Source organism: Archangium gephyra, assembly GCF_042230915.1.
Lineage (GTDB): Bacteria > Myxococcota > Myxococcia > Myxococcales > Myxococcaceae > Archangium > Archangium gephyra_B.
The window spans coordinates 9,896,134-9,917,067 of the sequence record NZ_CP102578.1; the positions used below are offsets into that span (position 1 = coordinate 9,896,134).

Annotated in this window: 4 protein-coding genes (1 of these 4 only partly in view); all 4 read right to left on the reverse strand. The window is 71.4% G+C overall.

The annotated features are described in order from the left end of the window. Tightly spaced (each overlapping or abutting the next), the 4 genes in view from NR798_RS38995 to NR798_RS39010 form a layout consistent with a single transcriptional unit that may run on beyond the window. Positions 1-1,506: a glycosyltransferase gene (locus NR798_RS38995; RefSeq protein ID WP_375767646.1), complete on the reverse strand. Its 1,506-nt coding sequence runs from the start codon at positions 1,504-1,506 to the stop codon at positions 1-3. After that, on the reverse strand, positions 1,506-9,281 hold the full coding sequence (locus NR798_RS39000; RefSeq protein WP_375767647.1) for an amino acid adenylation domain-containing protein: 7,776 nt from the start codon (positions 9,279-9,281) through the stop codon (positions 1,506-1,508). The genes NR798_RS38995 and NR798_RS39000 overlap by 1 nt, the downstream gene beginning before the upstream one ends. Further along, positions 9,278-13,855 carry an SDR family oxidoreductase gene (locus NR798_RS39005; protein ID WP_375767648.1) on the reverse strand — a complete coding sequence of 1,526 codons (4,578 nt, stop codon included), beginning with the start codon at positions 13,853-13,855 and terminating at the stop codon, positions 9,278-9,280. Before NR798_RS39005 ends, NR798_RS39000 begins: the two co-directional genes overlap by 4 nt. Continuing rightward, positions 13,848-20,934: the 3' end of a non-ribosomal peptide synthase/polyketide synthase gene (locus NR798_RS39010; RefSeq protein ID WP_375767649.1), read on the reverse strand. It continues 9,215 nt past the right edge of the window; only the last 7,087 of its 16,302 coding nucleotides appear in the window; its start codon lies beyond the right edge, outside the window — the gene reads right to left on this strand; it ends in the stop codon at positions 13,848-13,850. Before NR798_RS39010 ends, NR798_RS39005 begins: the two co-directional genes overlap by 8 nt.

A 20,934-nucleotide genomic window follows, 5' to 3' on the forward strand; every position in this document is an offset into this window, starting at 1 on the left:
CTACTTCGCGTTCGAGACCGGGCGGAGCGAGAGCACGCCCCGGGAGAACAGACCCTGCAGCACGTCCAGCGCGCCGCCGGTCACCTCCCGGGCCACGTCTCCCGCGTTGCGCCCCAGCACTTCCCGGTACAGGCCGAGCTCCTGCGGCTCCAACGTGACGTGCTGGAAGTCGGAGACGACCTGCCCCGTCTGCTCGTCCATCAACCGCACCATCGGGCTGCGCTGGATCTCCAGCTGCTCGAAAGGCACCGCCGCGGGCGTCTCGCCCTGCACGCGCTCGATGATGGCCCGGATGGTGCGGGAGCTGGCCTCGCGGTTGTAGGTGCGGGCGATGTACTCGCGGCCGCGCCGGCACTCCTCCGCCTTCGCAGCGGGCGCCTGCACGTCCTCGTAGATGCGCCGGGCCACGTCCCCGAAGGCCGACAGGTCTCCGAACGCCATGTCCACCGTCTCGATGACCTCGATGCCGTGCCCGGGCGGCAGGTTGTGCCGGTTGTTGCCGATGCCGTTGGTGTAGACCGGGCACCCCGCGTACACGGACTCGAGCACGTAGAAGCCGTAGGGCTCCGGGTAGATGTTGTAGGAGAGGCCGAACTTCGCCTGCCTCATCAGCTTGAAGAGCGCCGGCTGGCTGAGGAACCGCACCGGGATGAGCAGATCCCTGATGGTGAAGCCCAGCATGTCCAGCATGCTCTTGGGACCCGCCACGTCCAGCGGGAAACCATTGGCCAACGAGTAGTCGATGAGGGCGAAGTCCTCCTGATCCACCACCAGGCGGAAGGGCTTGGTGCCGTTCTCCCGCGCCAGCATGTTGAGCTGCAGGAGGATGTTGAAGGTCGCGAACCAGTCCGGCTTCCGCGGCTGGATGGCGTGGCCGATGATGTGGCCGTCGTCGATGGCCCGCCGCAGCTCCTCCGGCAGGTCTCCGCCCTGCATGCGCTCGTCACCCACGGGCCGATCCACGACGGGCAGTGCCGGAACGAAGTAGGCCACCCGGTTGAAGGCCGAGGGATCCAGACACTGCCGGCGGCGCCAGTCCGGGACCGTCAGCAGGCTGGTGAGGATGTCCTTCATGTACGGCGAGTAGGCGCAGTACATGTCGATCTTCGGGTTGGCCAGCCAGGTGCCCTGTGAACCAATGAGCCCGTTGTAGATGACCATCGACTTGCGGGCGATCTCCGGACCCGGAGGGCGGATCGCCACTCCGAGGTCACAGTAGACGGCCAGGTCAGCGGGAGGCTCGCCCAGCACGCGGCGCAGACGGTCCGCATTGGCCATGGGCATGAGCATGTCATGACGCCCATGGTATTGGCGGTAGTGGGCATTGATCTCGTAGCCGAGCCCCGTCAACTGCTCCTGCCACATGGCGTTGATCATCCCCGAAGCCGTGCCGAAGGGCTCCTTCTCCAAGAACATGCTGACCCGCTGCTTCGTCATCGAGGATTCCTCTTCGTCGTAGATGGACTTCGTGGGGATGGGGTGACTGGCCGTCCGGATGGATACCATCAGACGGCTCGCTTCCCGGAGGCGGGCTCCGGAGCGGGGTGGGAAGCGGCCAGCTCGCGCACGGGCCGCTCGGGTTCCGAGACGGCGTGCGTCAGCAGGGCCTCGAAGCTGGCGCGCATGGCGTGGATCGTCTCCGGTGCGAAGAGCTCGGTCCGGTACTCGAAGCTGCCGCCCAGCCCCTCGGGGCCCTCGGACATGCTCAGCTTCACGTCGTACAGGCTCACTCCGCGCGTCATCATCACCGGCTGCACCTCCAGGCCCGGCACGCCCGAGGGCCGGCCCTCGCGGTTGGAGAAGGTGAAGCCCATCCGGCACACGCCGGGCAGCAGCTTCATCAGCTCCACGTGCGGGAGCCCCTGATGCTCGAAGGCCTCCAGGCAGGCGGTCCGCACCTGCCCGAGCACCTCGCGGAAGGAGCGGGTCCCGGAGAAGTCGCCGCGGATGACGAAGTAGCCGGCGAACATGCCGATCAAGCCGTCGAGCTCCGGGCGCGGGCGCTGGGCATGGGCGAAGCCCACGTAGACGTCCTCCCGCCCGGAGTAGCGCGCGAGCAGCACCTGATAGGCCGTGAGCGCCAGCATGAACAGGGAGACCCCCTCCCGGCGGCACAAGGCGCGAAGCTCCCCGGCGAGCGCGGGCGGCAGGAGGAAATCCACGCTGGAGCTGCGGAACTGCTCCTGCGCGGGGATGGAGAAGTCGAGCGGGAGCCGCATCTCCGCCGGCAACGCCTCCAGCCTCCGCGCCCAGTAGGAGCGCACCCGCTCCAGCGTCTCGCCCTGCATCCACTCGCGCTGCCAGCGGGTGAAGTCGCGGTACTGGAGGATCGGCGCTGGAAGCGGTGAAGGCGCGCCCTCCCGGTAGGCCAGGTAGAGCGCCGCCAGTTCCCCCACGAGCACCGAGAGGGACACGAAGTCCGTGAGGGCGTGGTGCATGTTCACCAACAACACGTGCACCGTCTCCGAGAGACGGAAGAGGTGGCAGCGCACCAGCGGGCCGTGGGCCAGCTCGAACGGACGCAGGGCCTCCTGATCCACCCGCCGCCGTGCCTCGGCCTCGCGCTCCGGCTCCGGCAACGCGTCGAGCGCGACCACCGGGAGCTCCACCTCATAGGGCGGACAGATACGCTGGACCGGCACGCCGTCACGCAGGGGGAACACCGTCCGCAGACTCTCGTGGCGGCGGATGAGCTCCGTCAGGCTCCGGCGCATCGCCTCCACGTCGAGCCCACCCGTCATGCGCAGCGCCAGGGGCGTGTTGTTCAACACGCTGTCAGCCCCCCCCTGCTCGGGAGACCAGTACGCCTCCTGACCAAAGGAGAGCGGCAGGTATTCGGCCGGTGGAGTGGGGAGAACGGGAGGCAACGCCGCCCCTCGCGCATCCCGCAGGAGGGCGAGCTTTTCCGCCACGCCCGCCACCGTGGGACGCTCGAAGATGTCCGTCAGGGAGATCTCCCGCCCGAAGGCCGCCCCGAGCCGCGAGATGAGCTGGGTGGCGAGCAGGGAGTGGCCACCCAGGTCGAAGAAGCTGTCGTGGATGCCCACGCGCTCCACCCCGAGCATGTCCGCCCAGATGGAGACCAGCAGCTCCTCCACCGGGTTGCGCGGCGGGGCGTACACCGTCTCCAGTTCCGGCCGCTCTGCTCCCGGCTCCGGCAGCGCCTTGCGATCCACCTTCCCGCTGGACGTCAGCGGCAGCGCCTCCAGCTCCACCAGCACCGCGGGCACCATGTACTCGGGCAGCTTCGCCTTGAGGCCCTCGCGCACCTTCCCCGCACCGGCCTCCGCTCCCTCCTCCCGCACGTAGTAGCCCACCAGCCGCTTCTCCCCTGCCTCCTCCCTCACCACCACCACCGCCTCCGCCACCCCGTACTGCTGCCTCAGCGCCGCCTCCACCTCTCCCAGCTCGATCCGGAAGCCGCGCACCTTCACCTGCTCATCCGCACGCCCCACGTACTCCAGCTTCCCGCCCTCCACCCACCGCACCACGTCCCCCGTCCGGTACAGCCTCGCCCCCGCCTCTCCGCTGAAGGCGTCCGGCACGAAGCGCTCCGCCGTCAGGTCCGCCCGCCCCAGGTAGCCTCGCGCCAGCCCCTCTCCTCCCACGTACAGCTCTCCGGCCACGCCCACCGGCACCGGCCTCCGCGCCGCGTCCAGCACGTACACCCTCACGTTGCGCCACGGCCGGCCGATCACCCCCGGCCTCTCCTCCTCCACCTCGTTGATCGTCGCGCACACCGTCACTTCCGTCGGCCCGTACGCGTTGAGCAGCCTCCTGCCCTTCTTCCACTTCCCCACCACCTCGCGCGTGCACGCCTCGCCCGCCGAAATCAGCGTCCCCACGCCCTCCAGCCCCTCCACCTCCTGCTGGGCCAGCACCGTGGGCGTCAGCGTCACCATGCTGATGCGCTGCTCCACCAGCGTCCGCCTCAGCGCGGCCCCGGGCATGATCTCCTCCCGCTTCGCCAGGCACAGGCACGCCCCTCCCGTCAGCGTCGAGAACACCTCGCACACCGACGCGTCGAAGCTCATGGAGGCGAACTGCAGCACCCGGCTGTCCTCCTTCACCCCGTGCTCCTCCACCGCCGCCAGTGCCGTATTCACCAGCCCCCGGTGCTTCACCATCACTCCCTTGGGCTTGCCCGTGCTCCCCGAGGTGAAGATGACGTACGCTAGGTTCTCCGCGCACACTCCGGACTCCACCCTCCCCTCCGGCTGCTTCTCCACCTCCCCCCAGTCCTCGTCCAGGCACACCACCTGCTGGCCCGCCGACGGCAGTTCGTCCGCCAGCTTCGCCTGCGTCAGCAGCACCGGCAGCGCCGCTTCCTGCATCATCATCCCCAGCCGCTCCACCGGGTAGCTCGGGTCCAGCGGCACGTACGCTCCACCGGCCTTGAGGATGCCCAGCATCCCCACCACCATCTCCACCGAGCGCTCCACGCACAGCCCCACCCGCACCTCCGGCCCCACGCCCAACCCCTGCAGGTGCCTGGCCAGCTTGTTGGCCCTCCTGTCCAACTCCCCGTAGCTGAGCGTCTCCCCCTCGAACGACACCGCGGGCGCATCGGGCGCCTTGTCCACCCGCGCCTCGAACAGCTCGTGCGCGCACCGCTCCCGCTCCCCCTCCACTCCCGTCCGGTTCCACTCCTCCAGCACCCTCCTCTTCTCCTCCTCCCCCAGCACCTCCAGCTCCCACACCTTGCTGTCCGGTGCCTCCACCGCCCGCATGAGCACCCTCTCGAAGTGCTCCGCCATCCTCTCGATGGTCCTCGCCTCGAACAGGTCCGTGCTGTACTCCCACACGCTCTGCAGCCCGTCCGGCGTCTCTTCCAACGAGACGATCAGATCCAGCTTCGCCGTCCCCGTCTCGAATCCGACGCCGCTCATGGACAGCCCCGGCATGTCGAGCCTCGACATGGGCGCGTTCTGGAGGAGCAGCTTCACCTGGAAGACAGGCGCGTGCCCGAGGCTCCGCTCCGGGTTGAGATCCTTGACCAGCGCCTCGAACGGCAACTCCTGGTGCGCGTAGGCCCCCAGCGTCGTCTCGCGGACGCGCGCCAGCAACTCCCTGTACGTCGGGTTCCCCGAGAGGTCCCCCCGCAGCACGAGCTGGTTGATGAAGAAGCCGATCAGCCCCTCCGTCTCCAGGCGGTTGCGGCCCGCGATGTCCGTGCCGATGACGAGGTCTTCCTGCCTCGTGTAGCGGCCGAGCAGCACCTGGAAGGCCGCCAGCAGCGTCATGAAGGACGTGACGCCCTCACTCCGGCTCAGCCGCTCGAGGGGCTTCGTCAGCTCCGCCGGGAAACGCCGGACATGGTGTGCCCCGCGGTGGCTCTGCACCGCCGGACGCGGCTTGTCGGTGGGGAGCGCGAGGAGCGAAGGCGCCCCCTGGAGCCGCTGACGCCAATACGCGAGCTGCTCCTCCAGCGCCTCGCCCTTCAACCAGCCCCGCTGCCAGGCGGAGTAATCCGCGTACTGGATGCCGAGCTCCGGGAGCGGAGAGGGCTTCCCGGCCGAGAAGGCCTCGTAGAGGGCCGCCACCTCGCGCACCAGAATGCCCGTCGACCAGCCGTCGGAGACGATGTGGTGCATCGTCAGCAACAGCACGTGCTCCCGCTCGCCCAGCCGCAACAACCCGAGGCGTACCAGCGGACCCCGCGACAGCTCGAAGGGCTTGCGCGCCTCCTCCAACGTCAGCCGCTGGGCTTCCGCCCGCCGCTCGGCCTCGGGGAGCTCCCGCAGGTCGACGACGCTCAGCGGCAACGCGAACGGCGGGTGGATCCGCTGCACGGGCTCCTGGCCCTCGAGCTGGAACGTCGTCCTCAACACCTCGTGCCGGCGGAGGACTTCCTCGAAGCACCGCTCCATCACCTGGAGATCGAGCTCCCCCTCGAGCCGGACGGCCGTGGGAATGTTGTAGAGGGGATTTCGTGGCTCGAGCTGGTCCAGGAACCACAACCGCTGCTGAGCGAACGAGAGCGGCAGCGCCTGCTCCCGCGACACCGGCACCAGCGCGGGCACCCGTGGATCCCCGGCCTGCGCCCGGAGCACCTCCACCCGCCGTGCCACGCTCTCCACCTTCGGTGACGCGAAGAAGTCCTGAAACGGCAACTCCACGCCCAGGACCTCGATGATCCTGGAGATGATTCGAGTGGCGAGCAGGGAGTGGCCGCCCAGGTCGAAGAAGCTGTCGTGGATGCCCACGCGCTCCACTCCGAGCACGTCCGCCCAGATGGAGGCCAGCAGCTCCTCCACCGGGTTGCGGGGCGGGGCGTACCCCGCATCCAGCTCCGGCCGCTCTGCTCCTGGCTCCGGCAACGCCTTGCGATCCACCTTTCCGCTGGACGTCAGCGGCAGCGCCTCCAGCTCCACCAGCACCGTGGGCACCATGTACTCGGGCAGCTTCGCCTTGAGGCCCTCGCGCACCTTCCCCGCACCGGCCTCCGCTCCCTCCTCGCGCACGTAGTAGCCCACCAGCCGCTTCTCCCCTGCCTCCTCCCTCACCACCACCACCGCCTCCGCCACCCCGTACTGCTGCCTCAGCGCCGCTTCCACCTCGCCCAACTCGATTCGGAAGCCGCGCACCTTCACCTGCTGGTCCACCCGGCCCACGCACTCCAGCGTCCCGCCCTCCAGCCACCGCACCACGTCCCCTGTCCGGTACAGCCTCGCTCCCGCCTCCCCGCTGAAGGCGTCCGGCACGAAGCGCTCCGCCGTCAGGTCCGCCCTCCCGAGGTAGCCCCGCGCCAGCGCCTCGCCGCCCACGTACAGCTCTCCGGCCACTCCCACCGGCACCGGCCTCTGCGCCGCGTCCAGCACGTACACCCTCACGTTGCGCCACGGCCGGCCGATCACCCCCGGCCTCCCCTCCTCCACCTCCTTGTTGATCGTCGCGGCCACCGTCACTTCCGTCGGCCCGTACTCGTTGAGCAGCTTCCTGCCCTTCTGCCACTTCGCCACCACTTCGCGCGTGCACGCCTCGCCCGCCGAAATCACCGTCTCCACGCCCTCCAGCCCCTCCACCTCCTGCTGGGCCAGCACCGTGGGCGTCAGCGACACCATGCTGATGCGCTGCTCCACCAGCGTCCGCCTCAGCGGCGCCCCCGGCATGACCTGCTCCCTCTTCGCCAGGCACAGGCACGCGCCCTTCACCAGCGTCGGGAACACCTCGCACACCGACGTGTCGAAGCTGATGGAGGCGAACTGCAGCACCCGGCTGTCCTCCTTCACCCCGCGCTCCTCCATCGCCGCCAGGGTTGTATTCACCAGCCCCCGGTGCCTCACCATCACTCCCTTGGGCTTGCCCGTGCTCCCCGAGGTGAAGATGACGTACGCCAGGTTCTCCGCGCACACTCCGGACTCCACCCTCCCCTCCGGCTGCTTCTCCACCTCCCCCCAGTCCTCGTCCAGGCACACCACCTGCTCGCCTCTCGACGGCAGCTCGTCCGCCAGCTTCGCCTGTGTCAGCAGCACCGGCAGCGCCGCTTCCTGCATCATCATCCCCAGCCGCTCCACCGGATAGCTCGGGTCCAGCGGCACGTACGCTCCACCGGCCTTGAGGATGCCCAGCATCCCCACCACCATCTCCAACGAGCGCTCCACGCACAGGCCCACCCGCACTTCCGGCCCCACACCCAACCCCTGCAGGTGCCTCGCCAGCTTGTTGGCCCTCCTGTCCAACTCCCCGTAGCTGAGCGTCTCGCCCTCGAACGACACTGCGGGCGCATCGGGCGCCTTGTCCACCCGCGCCTCGAACAGCTCGTGCGCGCACCGCTCCCGCTCCCCCTCCACCCCCGTCCGGTTCCACTCCTCCAACACCCTCCTCTTCTCCTCCTCCCCCATCACCTCCAGCGCCCACACCTTGCTGTCCGGCGCCTCCACCGCCTGCTTGAGCACCCTCTCGAAGTGCTCCGCCATCCGCTGGATCGTCCCCGCGTCGAACAGGTCCGCGCTGTACTCCCACACGCTCTGCAGCCCGTCCGGGTCCTCCGTGAAGTGGAGGCTCAGGTCGAGCTTCGCCATCCCCACCATGGCCTTGCGCGGCCTGAGGGTCAGGCCCGGCACGTTGATGGAGGCCAGCGGCGCGTTCTGGAGGTTGAAGGACACCCGGTAGAACGGCGTGTGGCCTGGATCCCTGTTCGGCTGCAGCTCCGCCGCGAGGTGCTCCAGCGGCACCTCCTGGTGTGCATAGGCGCCCAGGCACGTCTCCTTCACCCGGCGCAACACCTCCAGGAAGGTCGGGTCCCCCGACAGCTCCGTCCGCATCACCAGCATGTTGATGAAGAAGCCGATGAGCCCCTCCAGCTCGCGCCGGTTGCGGCCCGCGATGGGTGTTCCCACCGCCACGTCCGCCTGCCCCGCACGCCGCGCCAGCACCACCTTCAGGGCCGCCAGCAGCACCATGAAGAGCGAGCCGCCCTGCCGCTGCGCCAGCGCCTGGAGCGACTCCACCCTCGACCTGGGAATCACGAAGGAGTGTGTCGCCGCTCGGAAGGAGGGCACGGCCGGACGCGGCCGATCCACCGGCAGCTCCAGCATCGTCAGCCCCTCGAGCTGCTTCCTCCAATAGCCGACCTGCTCCTCCAGCACCTGGCCCCGCAGCCACTCCCGCTGCCACCGGGCGTAGTCGCCATACTGCATCTTCAGCGGCGGCAGCTGCGCGGCCCGTCCTCCCACCCGGGCGGCGTACAGCTCGGTCAGGTCGCGCATCAGCACGCCCATGGACCAGACGTCGAACACGATGTGGTGCAGCGTCAGCACCACCAGGTGCTCGCGCTCGCCCAGCCGCAGCAGCCTCACCCGCATCAGCGGGCCCCGCGACAGATCGAAGGGACGCAGGAGCTCCTCACGCGCCAGCCGCTCGGCCTCCGCGGCCCGCTCCGTCTCCGGAATGCTCCGGAGATCCACCACTGGGACATCCACCTTCGACGAGGGGGACACCACCTGGACCGGCTCCCCCTTCTCCTCGGCGAACGCGGTGCGCAGCACCTCGTGGCGCTCGACGAGGGCCTCGATGCTCCGGGTGAAGGCGTCCACATCCAGCCCGCCCTCGACCTGGAAGAGCACCGGCAGGTTGGACACGGCCAGCCCCGGCTGCATCCGATCGATGAACCAGAGCCGGTGCTGGGCGAAGGACAGCGGCATGGGCTGGGAGGGATCTCTCGGCGCGGCCTGCTCCTGGGTCTGCTGCTCCGCCCGTGCCTCCGCCTCCAAGCGGCGCAACAGCTTCTCGCGCTTCTCGGGAGGTAGATTCGCAATCCGCTTCAACAGGTCACTCATTGCTCGTCCTCTAGCTCCGCCAAAAGGGCCGCCAGCTTGTCCTCGTCGGTGGCGGTCGCCGCCCGCCCCTGGACCACGGCCAATGCTACCCCCGCCACGGTGGGGGTCTCGAATACCGAGCGCAGCGGCACATCCACCTGGAACGACTCGCGCACCCGCGAGACCATCTGCGTTCCCAGCAGCGAGTGTCCGCCCAGCTCGAAGAAGTTGTCGTGAATGCCCACCTGCTCGATGCCGAGCAGTTCCTGCCACAGCGCGGCGATCTGACTCTCGGACTCGTTGCGCGGTGCCACGTACGGGTTGGGGAGCCGCGGCCGGGCATGCGCCGGACGGCTGCCCGTGGACGCCTGGGCCTCGGTGGAGGAGGCGGGTGCGCGCTGCACCCAGAGCGCCAACCGGGCGGCGAGGTCACCCGTGGAGACGAGCCACCGGCCTCCCTCTCCCGTGGCCAGCACCCGCTGGAAGCACTGGAGTCCCTCCTCGGAGGAGAGCGCCAGCCGCTCCTTGTCCTCGGCCCACCCGTCCCAGCCCACGCTCAGCCACCGCGTGGTGCCGGCACGCGCCCGCTGGAGCGCGAAGGCGTCCATGAAGGCATTGGCCGACGCATAGGCGGCGAAGCCCAGTCCGCCCAGCACGGCGGCCAGCGAGGACTGCAGCACCACGAAGTCGAGCTCCCGTCCTTCCAGTGCCTGGGCCAGCGCCCGCAGTCCGTGCACCTTCGCCGCGAACTGCGCGTCACACCGCGCCACGTCCGCCTCGAGCACCGGAAGGTGGGTGTCCACGCCAATGCTGCCCGCCGAGTGCACCACGCCGTGCAGGGCGCCGAAGTGGGCCCGGGTCCGCTCCAGCACGGACCGCAGCTGCTCCGGCTGGGACACGTCCGCGCGGAGCACCAGCACCCGCGCCCCCGCACGCTCGAGCGCCAGCAACCGGCGCACCTTGCGTGACGTCTCGTCCTCCTCGCCCTGCGCGGTGAGCCACGCCTCCCACTCCCCACGGGCCGGGAAGTGCGAGCGCCCCACCAGCACCAGGCTCGCCCGGGCCACCGTGCCCAGGTGCTCGGCGATGGCGAGGCCGATGCGCCCCAGTCCTCCGGTGATGAGGTAGACGCCGCCTTCGCGCAGGGCCACCCCTCCCGGAGCGGGCGCGGGCAGCGGCGACGGCACGAAGGTCTCCACCCAGCGCTTGCCGCCGCGCCACGCCACGGCCGGCTCACGCGCGGGCGCCGCCAGCTCCGCCAGCAGGTGCTCCACCAGCCTCGCTCCGCCGGGCCCGCCCGCCTCGGGCAGCGCCACGTCGATGGAGCGGCAGCGCCACCCCGGCCCCAGCTCCTGCGGGAGCACCTTGCAGGGCCCAAGCATCAGGGCCTTCTCCGGCTCCAGCGCTTCCGACCCCGTCACGTCCTGCAGGCCCGTGGTGATGAGCGACAGCTCGACCTGGGCGGAGGCCGCCTGCGAATGGAAGGCGCGCGCCAGGTACAGCGGCGCGTAGAAGCCGAGCGCCAGCCGCTCCTCCAGCGGTACCTGTCCACCCGCGGCCGGCTCCGGCGTGACGCCCCACAGGGAGGCGATGCGCTCCGGCAGCGGTCCGTCCTCGCGCAGCGCGCTGAGCAACCGCGCGTAGTGCTCCTCGCATCGCGGGTCGATGGCGTAGCGACGGGGACCGGAGCGTGAGAAGGACCCGGCCGCGACGACGCCCACCACCTCGGCCCCGGCGGCCTCCAGCCGCGCCACCAGCCGCTCGCCGAGTCCCACCGCATCGAGGAACACGAGCCACCGGCTCCCGGCGAGGGCCGGCGCGGACCCGGCCGCGAGGCGCTCCTGCTTCCAGGCCGGGGTGTAGAACCAGTCCGCCAGCTCCGGCTTGCGCGTCACCGGCCCCTTCGGCTGCGCGGACGCCAGCTCGGTGCCACGTCCCGGCTCCACCCAGAAGCGCTCGCGCTGGAAGGGATACGTGGGCAGCGGCACCCGGCGGCGCTTCTCCGAGTTGTAGAGCTTCGCGCCCTCCAGCCGCACGCCCTCCAACCACAGCCGCCCCGCCGTCTCCAGCAGGAAGGCCAGGTCCGGCCGCGACTCGCGCGGGTGGCGCAGCGAGGGGAGGATGACGGGTGCCGTCCCCGGCGCCGCCACCTGCCGGGCGAAGATGCCCAACACCTGCCCGGGGCCGACCTCGAGGAGCACCCTGCCCGGCTCGGCCAGCAACGTCGCCAGCCCATCGCCGAAGCGCACGGTGCGCCGCAGGTGCTCCACCCAGTAGCCGGCATCCGTCGCCTGCTCCGGGGAGATCCACTTCCCCGTCAGGTTGGAGACGAAGGGGATGCGCGGAGGAGACAGGCGCACCTGGCGCACCCGTGCCGCGAAGGCGTCGAGGATGGGCTCCATCATCGCCGAGTGGAAGGCATGCGAGGTGTGCAGGCGGCGGTGGGACACCCCGCGCCGGTCCATCACGGCCTCCAGCGCGCTCACCGCCTCCGGAGGCCCCGACACCACGCAGAGCGAGGGCCCGTTGACGGCGGCCAGCGCCAGGGACTCGCCCAGCAGCGGCCGCACTTCCTGCTCCGGCAGCGACACGGAGAGCATCGCGCCGCCCGGCAACTCCTGCATGAGCCGCCCGCGCGCCGCCACCAGCGCCAGCGCGTCCTCCAGCGACATCACGCCCGCGAGGCACGCGGCCACGTACTCGCCGAGGCTGTGGCCCACCATGGCCCACGGCTTGATGCCCCACGACATCCACAGCCGGGCCAGCGCGTACTCGGTGACGAAGAGCGCGGGCTGCGTGAGGTCCGTCCGCTCCAGCCTGCGGGAGGCCTCCTCGCGCTTGGGCTCCGGCGCGAACAGCAGCTGCCTCAGGTCGAGGCCCAGGTGCGGCTGAAGCTGCTCGCAGCAGGCGTCCACGTGCTTGCGGAAGATGGGCTCCGACTCGTAGAGCCCCGCCCCCATGCCCGCGTACTGCGCGCCCTGGCCGGGGAACATGAAGACCACGGGGCGCTCACCGGCTTCCTGCTCCTGGGTGAGCAGGCGCTGCGAGTCTCGCGAGGCCAGTGCCGCGCGTGCATCGCTCGTGTCGCGGCAGACCACCACCCGCCGGTGCTCGAAGCGCTTGCGCCCCACCAGCAGCGTGTGGGCCACGTCCGCCAGCGGCAGCTCCGGGTTGCGCTCGAGGTGCGCGGCGAGGTTGTCCGTCGCCGCCTCCAGGGCCTGGGGCGTGCGCGCGGAGAGCGTCAGCAGGTGCCAGGGCCGGGAGCTGGCGGGGGCCTGCGCGGCACGAGGAGCCTCCTCGAGGATGACATGCGCGTTGGTGCCACCGATGCCGAAGGAGCTCACCCCGGCGCGGCGCGGCGCGCCCTGCGTCTCCCAGGGGCGCGGGGTGGCGTTGATGAAGAAGGGCCCGCTCGCGAGATCCAACCGCGGGTTGGGGCGCTCGAAGTTGAGGCTGGGCGGGAGGAAGCGGTGGCGGAGCGCGAGCGCCGTCTTGATGAGCCCGGCCACGCCCGCCGCCGCGTCCAGGTGGCCGATGTTCGTCTTCAACGAGCCGAGGGCACACGTGTCCGGCGCCCCGCCGCCGAAGGCCTTGTTGAGCGCGGCGACCTCGATCGGGTCTCCGAGCGGCGTGCCCGTCCCGTGGGCTTCGACGTACTGGATGGAGGAGGGCTCCACCCCGGCCATGCCGAGGGCCTCGGAGATGACCGCCGCCTGTCCCGCCACGCCGGGAGCGGTGTAGCCCACGCGATCCGAGCCGTCGTTGTTCACGGCCGAGCCGCGGATGACGGCGTGGATGACGTCCCCATCCGCCAGCGCCTCGTCCAGGCGCTTGAGCACCACCAGCCCCACGCCCGAGCCGCGCACCGCGCCGCTGGAGCGCTCGTCGAAGGCCCGGCAGTGCCCGTCCGGAGAGGTCACATCCCCCTCGCGGTAGAGGTACCCGCCGCGCTGGGGCAGCGAGATGGAGACGCCACCGGCCAGCGCCAAGTCGGACTCACCCGACAGCAGGCTCTGGCAGGCCAGGTGCACGGCCACCAGCGAGGTCGAGCAGGCCGTCTGCACGGCCACGGCCGGCCCGCGCAGCCCCAGCTCATGGGCCACGCGCGTGGGAAGGAAGTCCTTCTCGTTGCCGATGGCCAGCTGGAAGCTCCCCACCGAGCGCAGCAGGTCCGGCCGCGACAGCAGGTTCTTGTAGAGGTAGGAGGGCGCGCCCGAGCCGGCGAAGAGCGCGATGGAGCGGCTGAAGGACTCGCTGACGTAGCCCACCTGCTCCAGCGCCGCCCACGCGCACTCCAGGAAGAGGCGCTGCTGCGGATCCAACAGCTCGGCCTCGCGAGGGCTGAAGCCGAAGAAGGCCGCGTCGAAGAGCTCCACGCCCTCCAGCAGGAAGCCCGCCTTGACGTAGCCCGGCTTGGAGGCGAGCTCCCGGTCCACGCCCGCGGCCGCGAGGTCCTCGTCCGACAACTGCGTGAGGGACTCCACGCCCTGGCACAGGTTGCGCCAGAAGGCCTCCACGTCCCCAGCCCCCGGGAAGCGGCCCACCATCCCGATGATCGCCACGCCCTCCAACGGGCTCCCCGACTGCTCACTCATCCTCGTTCTCCTGCTCCGCCGTGGTGTTGCGCCGCCGGGACTGCCGCTGCTGTTCCATCCGGGCCCGCCGGTGGTCGAAGCGCTCGGGATCCGCCTGCTCGGGCGGGACCGCGGCCGCGGTCCGCTGGAGCAGATACGCGGCGAGGGCCCCGATGCTCGGGTACTGGAACAGCTCGGTCAGCGGCACGTCGATGCCGAGCTGGCCGCGCATGCGGCTGTGGAGCTGCACCAACGTCAGCGAGTTGCCGCCCAGGTCGAAGAAGCGGTCATGCAGCCCCACCTTCGGCACCTGGAGCACTTCCTGCCAGAGCGTGGCCAGGGCCCGCTCCGTCTCCGTCTGGGGCGGAGCGAAGCTCTCGCCCGCGCGCTGCTGGCTCGCGTCCGGAGCCGGCAGTGCCTTGCGGTCCACCTTCCCGCTGGGCAGGAGCGGCAGCGCGGGCAGCACCATGAAGGACGCGGGCACCATGTGCTCCGGCAGCCGCTCGCGCAGGCCGGTGCGCAGCGCCGCCACCTCGGGCTCCGCGCCCTCGCCCACCAGGTAGGCCACGAGCTGCTTGTTGCCCGGCACGTCCTCGCGCACCACCACCACGGCGTCCACCACTCCGGGCTGCTGGCGCAGCACCGCCTCCACTTCGCCCAGCTCGATGCGGAAGCCGCGCACCTTCACCTGCGCGTCCGCACGGCCCACGTACTCCAGGGCCCCGCCCTCCACCCACCGCACCACGTCTCCCGTGCGGTACAGCCTCGCGCCCGCCTCCCCGCTGAGCGCGTCCGGCACGAACTTCTCCGCCGTCAGCTCCGCCCTGCCCAGGTAACCGCGCGCCAGCCCCTCGCCTCCCACGTACAGCTCTCCGGCCACGCCCACCGGCACCGGCCGCATCGCCCCGTCCAGCACGTACACCCGCACGTTGCGCCACGGCCTGCCAATCACCCCCGCCCCCTGCTCCTCCACCTCCTTGTGGATGGTGGCGCACACCGTCACTTCCGTCGGGCCGTATCCGTTGAGCAGCTTCCTGCCCGCCTTCCACTTCCCCACCACCTCCGGCGTGCACGCCTCTCCGGCGGAGATGATCGTCTCCACGCCCTCCAGCCCCTCCGGCTCGAGCCGGGCGAGGACCGTGGGCGTCAGCGTCACCATGCTGATGCGCTGCTTCACCAGCGTCTCCACCAGCGGCGGCCCCGGCAGCAACTCCTCGCGCGGCGCCAGGCACAGGCACGCCCCGGCCACCAGCGTCGAGAACACCTCGCACACCGACGCATCGAAGCCGATGGAGGCGAACTGCAGCACCCGGCTGTCCGGCCTCACCCCGTGCTCCTCCCCCGCCGCCAGCGCCGTGTTCACCAGGCCCCGGTGCGTCAGCACCGTGCCCTTGGGCAGGCCCGTGGAGCCCGAGGTGTAGATGACGTAGGCCGCGCCCTCCGCCAACACTCCGGAGGGCGGAGGCGTCCCTGGCTGCCGCTCCACCTGCGCCTGATCGGCATCCAGCAGCACGCGCTGGCCCTCGAAGGAAGGCAGCCGCGCCACCAGGGGGGCCTGCGTCACCAGCAGCGGAACCCCCGCGTCCTCCAGCATGAAGGCCAGGCGCTCGCGCGGGTAGCCCGGGTCCAGCGGCAGGTACGCCCCGCCCGCCTTCATCACTCCGAGGATACCCACCACCAGCTCCGGCGAGCGCTCCACGCACAACCCCACCTTCACCTCCGGCCCCACGCCGCGCTCGCGCAGGTGCCAGGCGAGCTGGTTGGCCCGCGTGTCCAGCTCCCGGTAGGTGAGCGTGCGGCCCGCGAACGACACCGCGGGCGCGTCCGGCGTGCGCGCCACCTGGGCCTCGAAGAGCTGGTGGGCGCACGCAAGGGACGAGGGCTCGCGGCGGGTGTCATTCCACTCCACGAGCAACCGCCGCTCCTCCGCCGCGGAGAGCAGGGGCAGCTCCGCGAGGCGCCGCGTGGGCTCGCGCACGGCGCACTCCAGCAGCGTGCACAGGTGCGTGAACATGCGCGAGACGGTCCCGCCATCGAACAGGTCGGAGTTGTACTCCACCGTCCCGCGCAGCTCGCCCTCCTGCCCGGAGAAGGAGAACGCCAGGTCGAACTTCGAGGACTTCCGCTCCAGCTCGAGCGGGTGCAGGGTGAGCCCCGGCAGCGACAGCTCCGGCAGGGGTGCGTTCTGCAGGGCGAGCATCACCTGGAAGAGCGGCGTGCGGCTCAGGTCCCGCTCCGGCTGCAGCGCCTCCACCAGCTTCTCGAAGGGGACGTCCTGGTGGGCGTAGGCCCCCAGCGTGCTCTCCCGCACGCGGCCGAGCAGCTCGCGGAAGGTGGGGTTGCCCGCCAGCCGCGTGCGCAGCACCAGCGTGTTGACGAAGAAGCCGATGAGGCCCTCCGTCTCCAGCCTGTCACGGCCCGCCACGGGCGAGCCCACGCAGACATCGTCCTGCCCCGAGTAGCGAGAGAGCAGCACCTGGAGGGCCGCCAGCAGCGCCATGAAGGGCGTCACGCCCTCGCGCCGGCAGAGCGCCTCCAGCGCCCCCGTCAGCTCCCGGCCCAGCCGCACCGGCATCGTCGCGCCTCGCGACGTCTGCACCCGCTGCCGGGGACGGTCCGTAGGCAGCTCCAGCGCGCGAGGAGCCCCCGCGAGCTGCTGACGCCAGTACGCGAGCTGCGCCTCCAGCGGCTCTCCCCGCAGCCAGCCCCGCTGCCAGGCCGCGTAGTCCGCGTACTGCACGGGCAGCGGCGCGAGCGCGGCTTGCATTCCGGTGGTGGCTTCGCCGTAGAGCGCCGCCATCTCCCGCACCAGCACGCCCATGGACCAACCGTCGGAGACGGCGTGGTGCATCGCCAGCAGCAGCACATGCTCCCGCTCGCCCAGCCGTACCAGCAGGGCGCGCAGCAACGGACCGCGCTCCAGGTCGAAGGGCTGCTCGCCCGCCTCGCCCACCCGGCGCCGAGCCTCCGGCAGGCGCTCCGCCTCCGGCAGGGTGCTGAGGTCCACCTGCTCCAGCGCCACCTGCCACGAGGGCGCGATGACCTGGAGCGGACGGCCGTCGGTGGTGGAGAAGGTCGTGCGCAGGGACTCATGACGCCGGACGAGCCCGGCCAGTCCGTGCTCCAACGCGGCCACGTCGAGGGTGCCCTCCAGCTGGAGCGCCGCCAGGACGTTGTAGGCGGAGCTCTGGGGCTCGAGCCGGGAGAGGAACCACAGCCGCTGCTGGGCGAAGGACAGCGGCAGCTCCCCCTCGCGCGCGACGGGCTGGAGAGGCGGCAGCCGCGAGCCCTGCCCGCGCTGGAGCGCCGCCTCCACCCGCTTCGCCAGCTCCGCCACCGTGGGCGCCTCGAAGACGTCCCGCAGCGGGAGCTCCACCTGGAAGGTGCTCCGGATGCGGGAGACCACCTGCGTCGCCAGCAGCGAGTGGCCGCCCAGCTCGAAGAAGCCGTCGTGCACGCCCACCCGCTCCACGCCCAGCACCTGCGCCCAGACGCCCGCCAGCAGCTCCTCCAGCGGCGTGCGCGGCGCCTCGAAGCCGGAGGACACCTGGACGGCCACCGATTGCGGAGCCGGCAGTGCCTTGCGGTCCACCTTGCCGTTGGGGGACAGCGGCAGGGCCTCCAGCGTCACGAAGGCCGAGGGCACCATGTACTCCGGCAGCAGCTCCTTCACGAAGCCGCGGAGCTCCGCGTGGTTCAACCCAGGGCCCGCCTGCATACCCTCACCCTGTCCCTCTCCCAGAGGGAGAGGGGAAGTGGGGGAAGAGGGGGAAGTGGGCACCACGTAGGCCACCAGCCTCTTGTCGCCGGGCACGTCCTCACGCACCACGGCCACTACCTGCTCCACGCCGGGGTACTTCGCCAGCGCCTCTTCGATCTCTCCCAGCTCGATGCGGAAGCCACGCACCTTCACCTGCGTGTCCCGCCGTCCGAGGAACTCGACCCTCCCGTCCGGCAGGTACCGCACCAGGTCGCCCGTCCGGTACAGCCGGGCCCCCGGCTCCTGGCTGAACGGATCCGGCACGAACTTCTCCGCCGTCAGCTCAGGCCGGTGGAGGTAGCCCAGGGCCAGACCGTCGCCTCCCGCGTACAGCTCTCCGGGCACGCCCACCGGCACCGGCTGCATCCGCTCGTCCAGCACGTACACCCGCGTGTTGGCGATCGGCCGTCCGATGGACACCGTGGCGCCCACCTGCCCGGGCTCCGTCATCCGGTAGCAGCAGGTGAAGGTGGTGTTCTCCGTCGGGCCGTACCCGTTGACGAGCACGCCCCCGGCCTCCAGCCGCTGCTTCACGCGCGCCGGAGACAGCACGTCTCCACCGGCCAGCAGCTGCTTCACCCCCGCCAGCGCCTCGGGCTGCGACGCCATCATCTGCTCGAACAGCGCCGCGGAGAGCCACAGCGTCGACACCTGGTGCGCCACCAGGGCCCGGCCCAGCTCCTCCATGGACGGCGTCCCCGCGGGGAACACCACCAGCTTCGCCCCGTTCAGCAGCGAGCCCCACAGCTCCAGGGTGGCCGCGTCGAACGAGATGGGCGCCAACTGGAGGTACACCTCCCGCTCGCTCATCTCCACGAAGCTCGAGCCCTTCACCAGCCGCACCACCGCGCGATGCGGGATGCACACGCCCTTGGGGCGCCCCGTCGAGCCCGACGTGTACATGATGTACGCCAGCGACGCGGGCGGCACGGGCTCGCCCAGGTTCTCACCGCTCTCGTGCGCGAACGCCGCCCACGAGGGCTCCAACTCCACCACTCGCGCGCTCGACGGCGGCAGCTTCGACAGCAGCGCCGGCTGCACCAGCAGCACCGCCAGCGCCGTGTCCTCCAGCATGAAGGCCAGCCGCTCGGACGGGTACCCCGGGTCGAGCGGCACGTACGCGCCGCCCGCCTTGAGGATGCCGAGCGTCGCCACCACCATCTCCAGCGAGCGCCCCGCGCACAGGCCCACCCGCGAGCCCTCCACCACGCCCAGCCGCCGCAGGTGCCGGGCCAGCTGGTTGGCGCGCCGGTTCAGCTCGGCGTACGTCAGCCGCTGCCCTTCGTACTCCACCGCCACGGCCTCGGGCCGGCGCGCCACCTGCTCCTCGAACAGCTCGTGGATGCTGGCGTGCCGCGGGTACTCCGTCCGGGTGGCGTTCCACTCCACCAGCAGCCGGTTGCGCTCCTCCGCCTTCAGCATCGGCACCGCGGCCAGCGGCGCCTCCGGGTGGGCGGCGAGGCCTCCCATCAGCGTGCGCAGCTGCTCCAGCACCTGCCCCACGGCCGCCGCCTCGAAGCGCGCCTGCACATACGTGAGCTTCAGCAGCAGCGACTTGCCCGGGGTGACGACGAGGGTGAGCGGGAAGTTGGTCCGCTCCACGGCCAGGTAGTCGCGCACGCCCAGGTCTTCCACGCCCTCCCACACCGAGGCATCCAGCGGGTAGTTCTCGAAGGCCACCAGGCTCTCGAAGAGCGGCAGCCCCCGAGGCACCTCGCTCCAGCCCTGGACGCGCACCAGCGGACTGGACTCGTGCTGGCGCAGCCCGGCCAGCCGCGCCTGGAGCCCGCGCAACCACTGCGCCACGTGCTCGCCCGAGGGCAGCCGCACGCGCACCGGCAGCGAGTTGATGAGCAGACCCACCATGGCGTCGGAGCCCGCGAGCTCCGGCGGGCGGCCCGAGACGGTGGCGCCGAAGAGCACGTCCTCCTGGCCGGCGTAGCGCCCGAGCAGTAGCGCCCACGCGCCCTGTACCAGCGTGCTGAGCGTGAGCTGGTGGCCGCGCGCGAACTCCTGCAGCGTGGCCGTCTCCTCGGCGGAGAGCTCCAGGTGGAGCGTCCGCGTGCCGGAGGCCTCCGCGCGTCCGGAGCCCTTGTCGGCCGGCAGCGGCGTCGGAGCGGTGAAGCCCGCCAGCGCCTCGCGCCAGTAGCGCTCCGTGCCCGCCACGTCCTGCTTCCGCAGCCAGGCGATGTACTCCCGGTACGCCGGGCCACGCGGCGGTTGCGGCGTCCGGCCCTGCCGGAAGGCGCCGTAGAAGGCGAAGATCTCCTTGAGCAGCAGGCCCACGCTCCACCCATCCAGCAGCAGGTGGTGGAAGCTCCACACGAGCCGGTACACCCGCGCGTCCAGCCGGATGAGCGTCAGCCGCATCAGCGGCGGACGGGACAGCTCGAAGCCCCGGGCCCGGTCCTCGGCGAGCAGCGCCTCCAGCCGCGCCGCCTGCTCCCCGGAGGGCACCGCGCTCCAGTCCAGCTCCTGCCACGGCAGCTCCGCCGCGGGGTGGACCGCCTGCAGCGGCTGCTCGAGCCCCTCCGAGAGGAAGCCCGTGCGCAGAATCCCATGACGGGCCACCGCCTCGCGCCAGGCGCGCCGGAAGGCCGCGACATCCATCGGCACGTGGAAGGTGCAGGTGACCTGCTCGAAGTACTCCCCCGAGCGCGGCGCGTAGGTGGAGTGGAAGAGCATCCCCTCCTGCAGGGGAGTCAGGGGGTAGAGGTCCTCCAGGGGCGCGCCGGGCGGCAGCACCCGCTCGAGCGCCGTCTGCTCCAGGCCGGCCAGGGGGAAGTCCGCCGGGGTGTAGCGCAGCAGGTCCGCCGGCTCCGCCCGGGCGATGAGCGCCCGCAGCACGGAGAGGCACTCGCGCGCCAGCGCCTCCATGGAGGCGTGGGAGTGGAGATTCTCGCTGTACGTCCAGTCCAGCTTCAGCCGCCCGCCCAGCACCATGCCGCCCACCTCCAACAGGTGGGTGCGCGCGCCGTCCTCGCCCTGCGCCGGGCCGCTCGACTCGGGAGAGGCGCCGAAGAGGGAGGAAGCGGAGGCCGTCGCGTCGAACTGGCCCAGGTAGTTGAAGGCCACCTGCGCGGGCTGGCTGGCGCGCAGCGTCGCGGCCGTCTCGTCCTCCCGCAGGTGGCGCAGCAGCCCGTAGCCGAGCCCCCGGTGGGGCACCGCCCGCAGGCTGTCGCGGACCGCCCGCACGGCGTCGCCCGGGCTGGGCCGCGCCGGCAACTCCAGCACCACGGGGTAGCTGGCGGTGAACCAGCCCACCGTCCGGGACACGTCCACTCCGTCGAAGGGCACCTCGCGGCCATGGCCCTCCAGCTCCACCCGCAGCCGCCGCTCG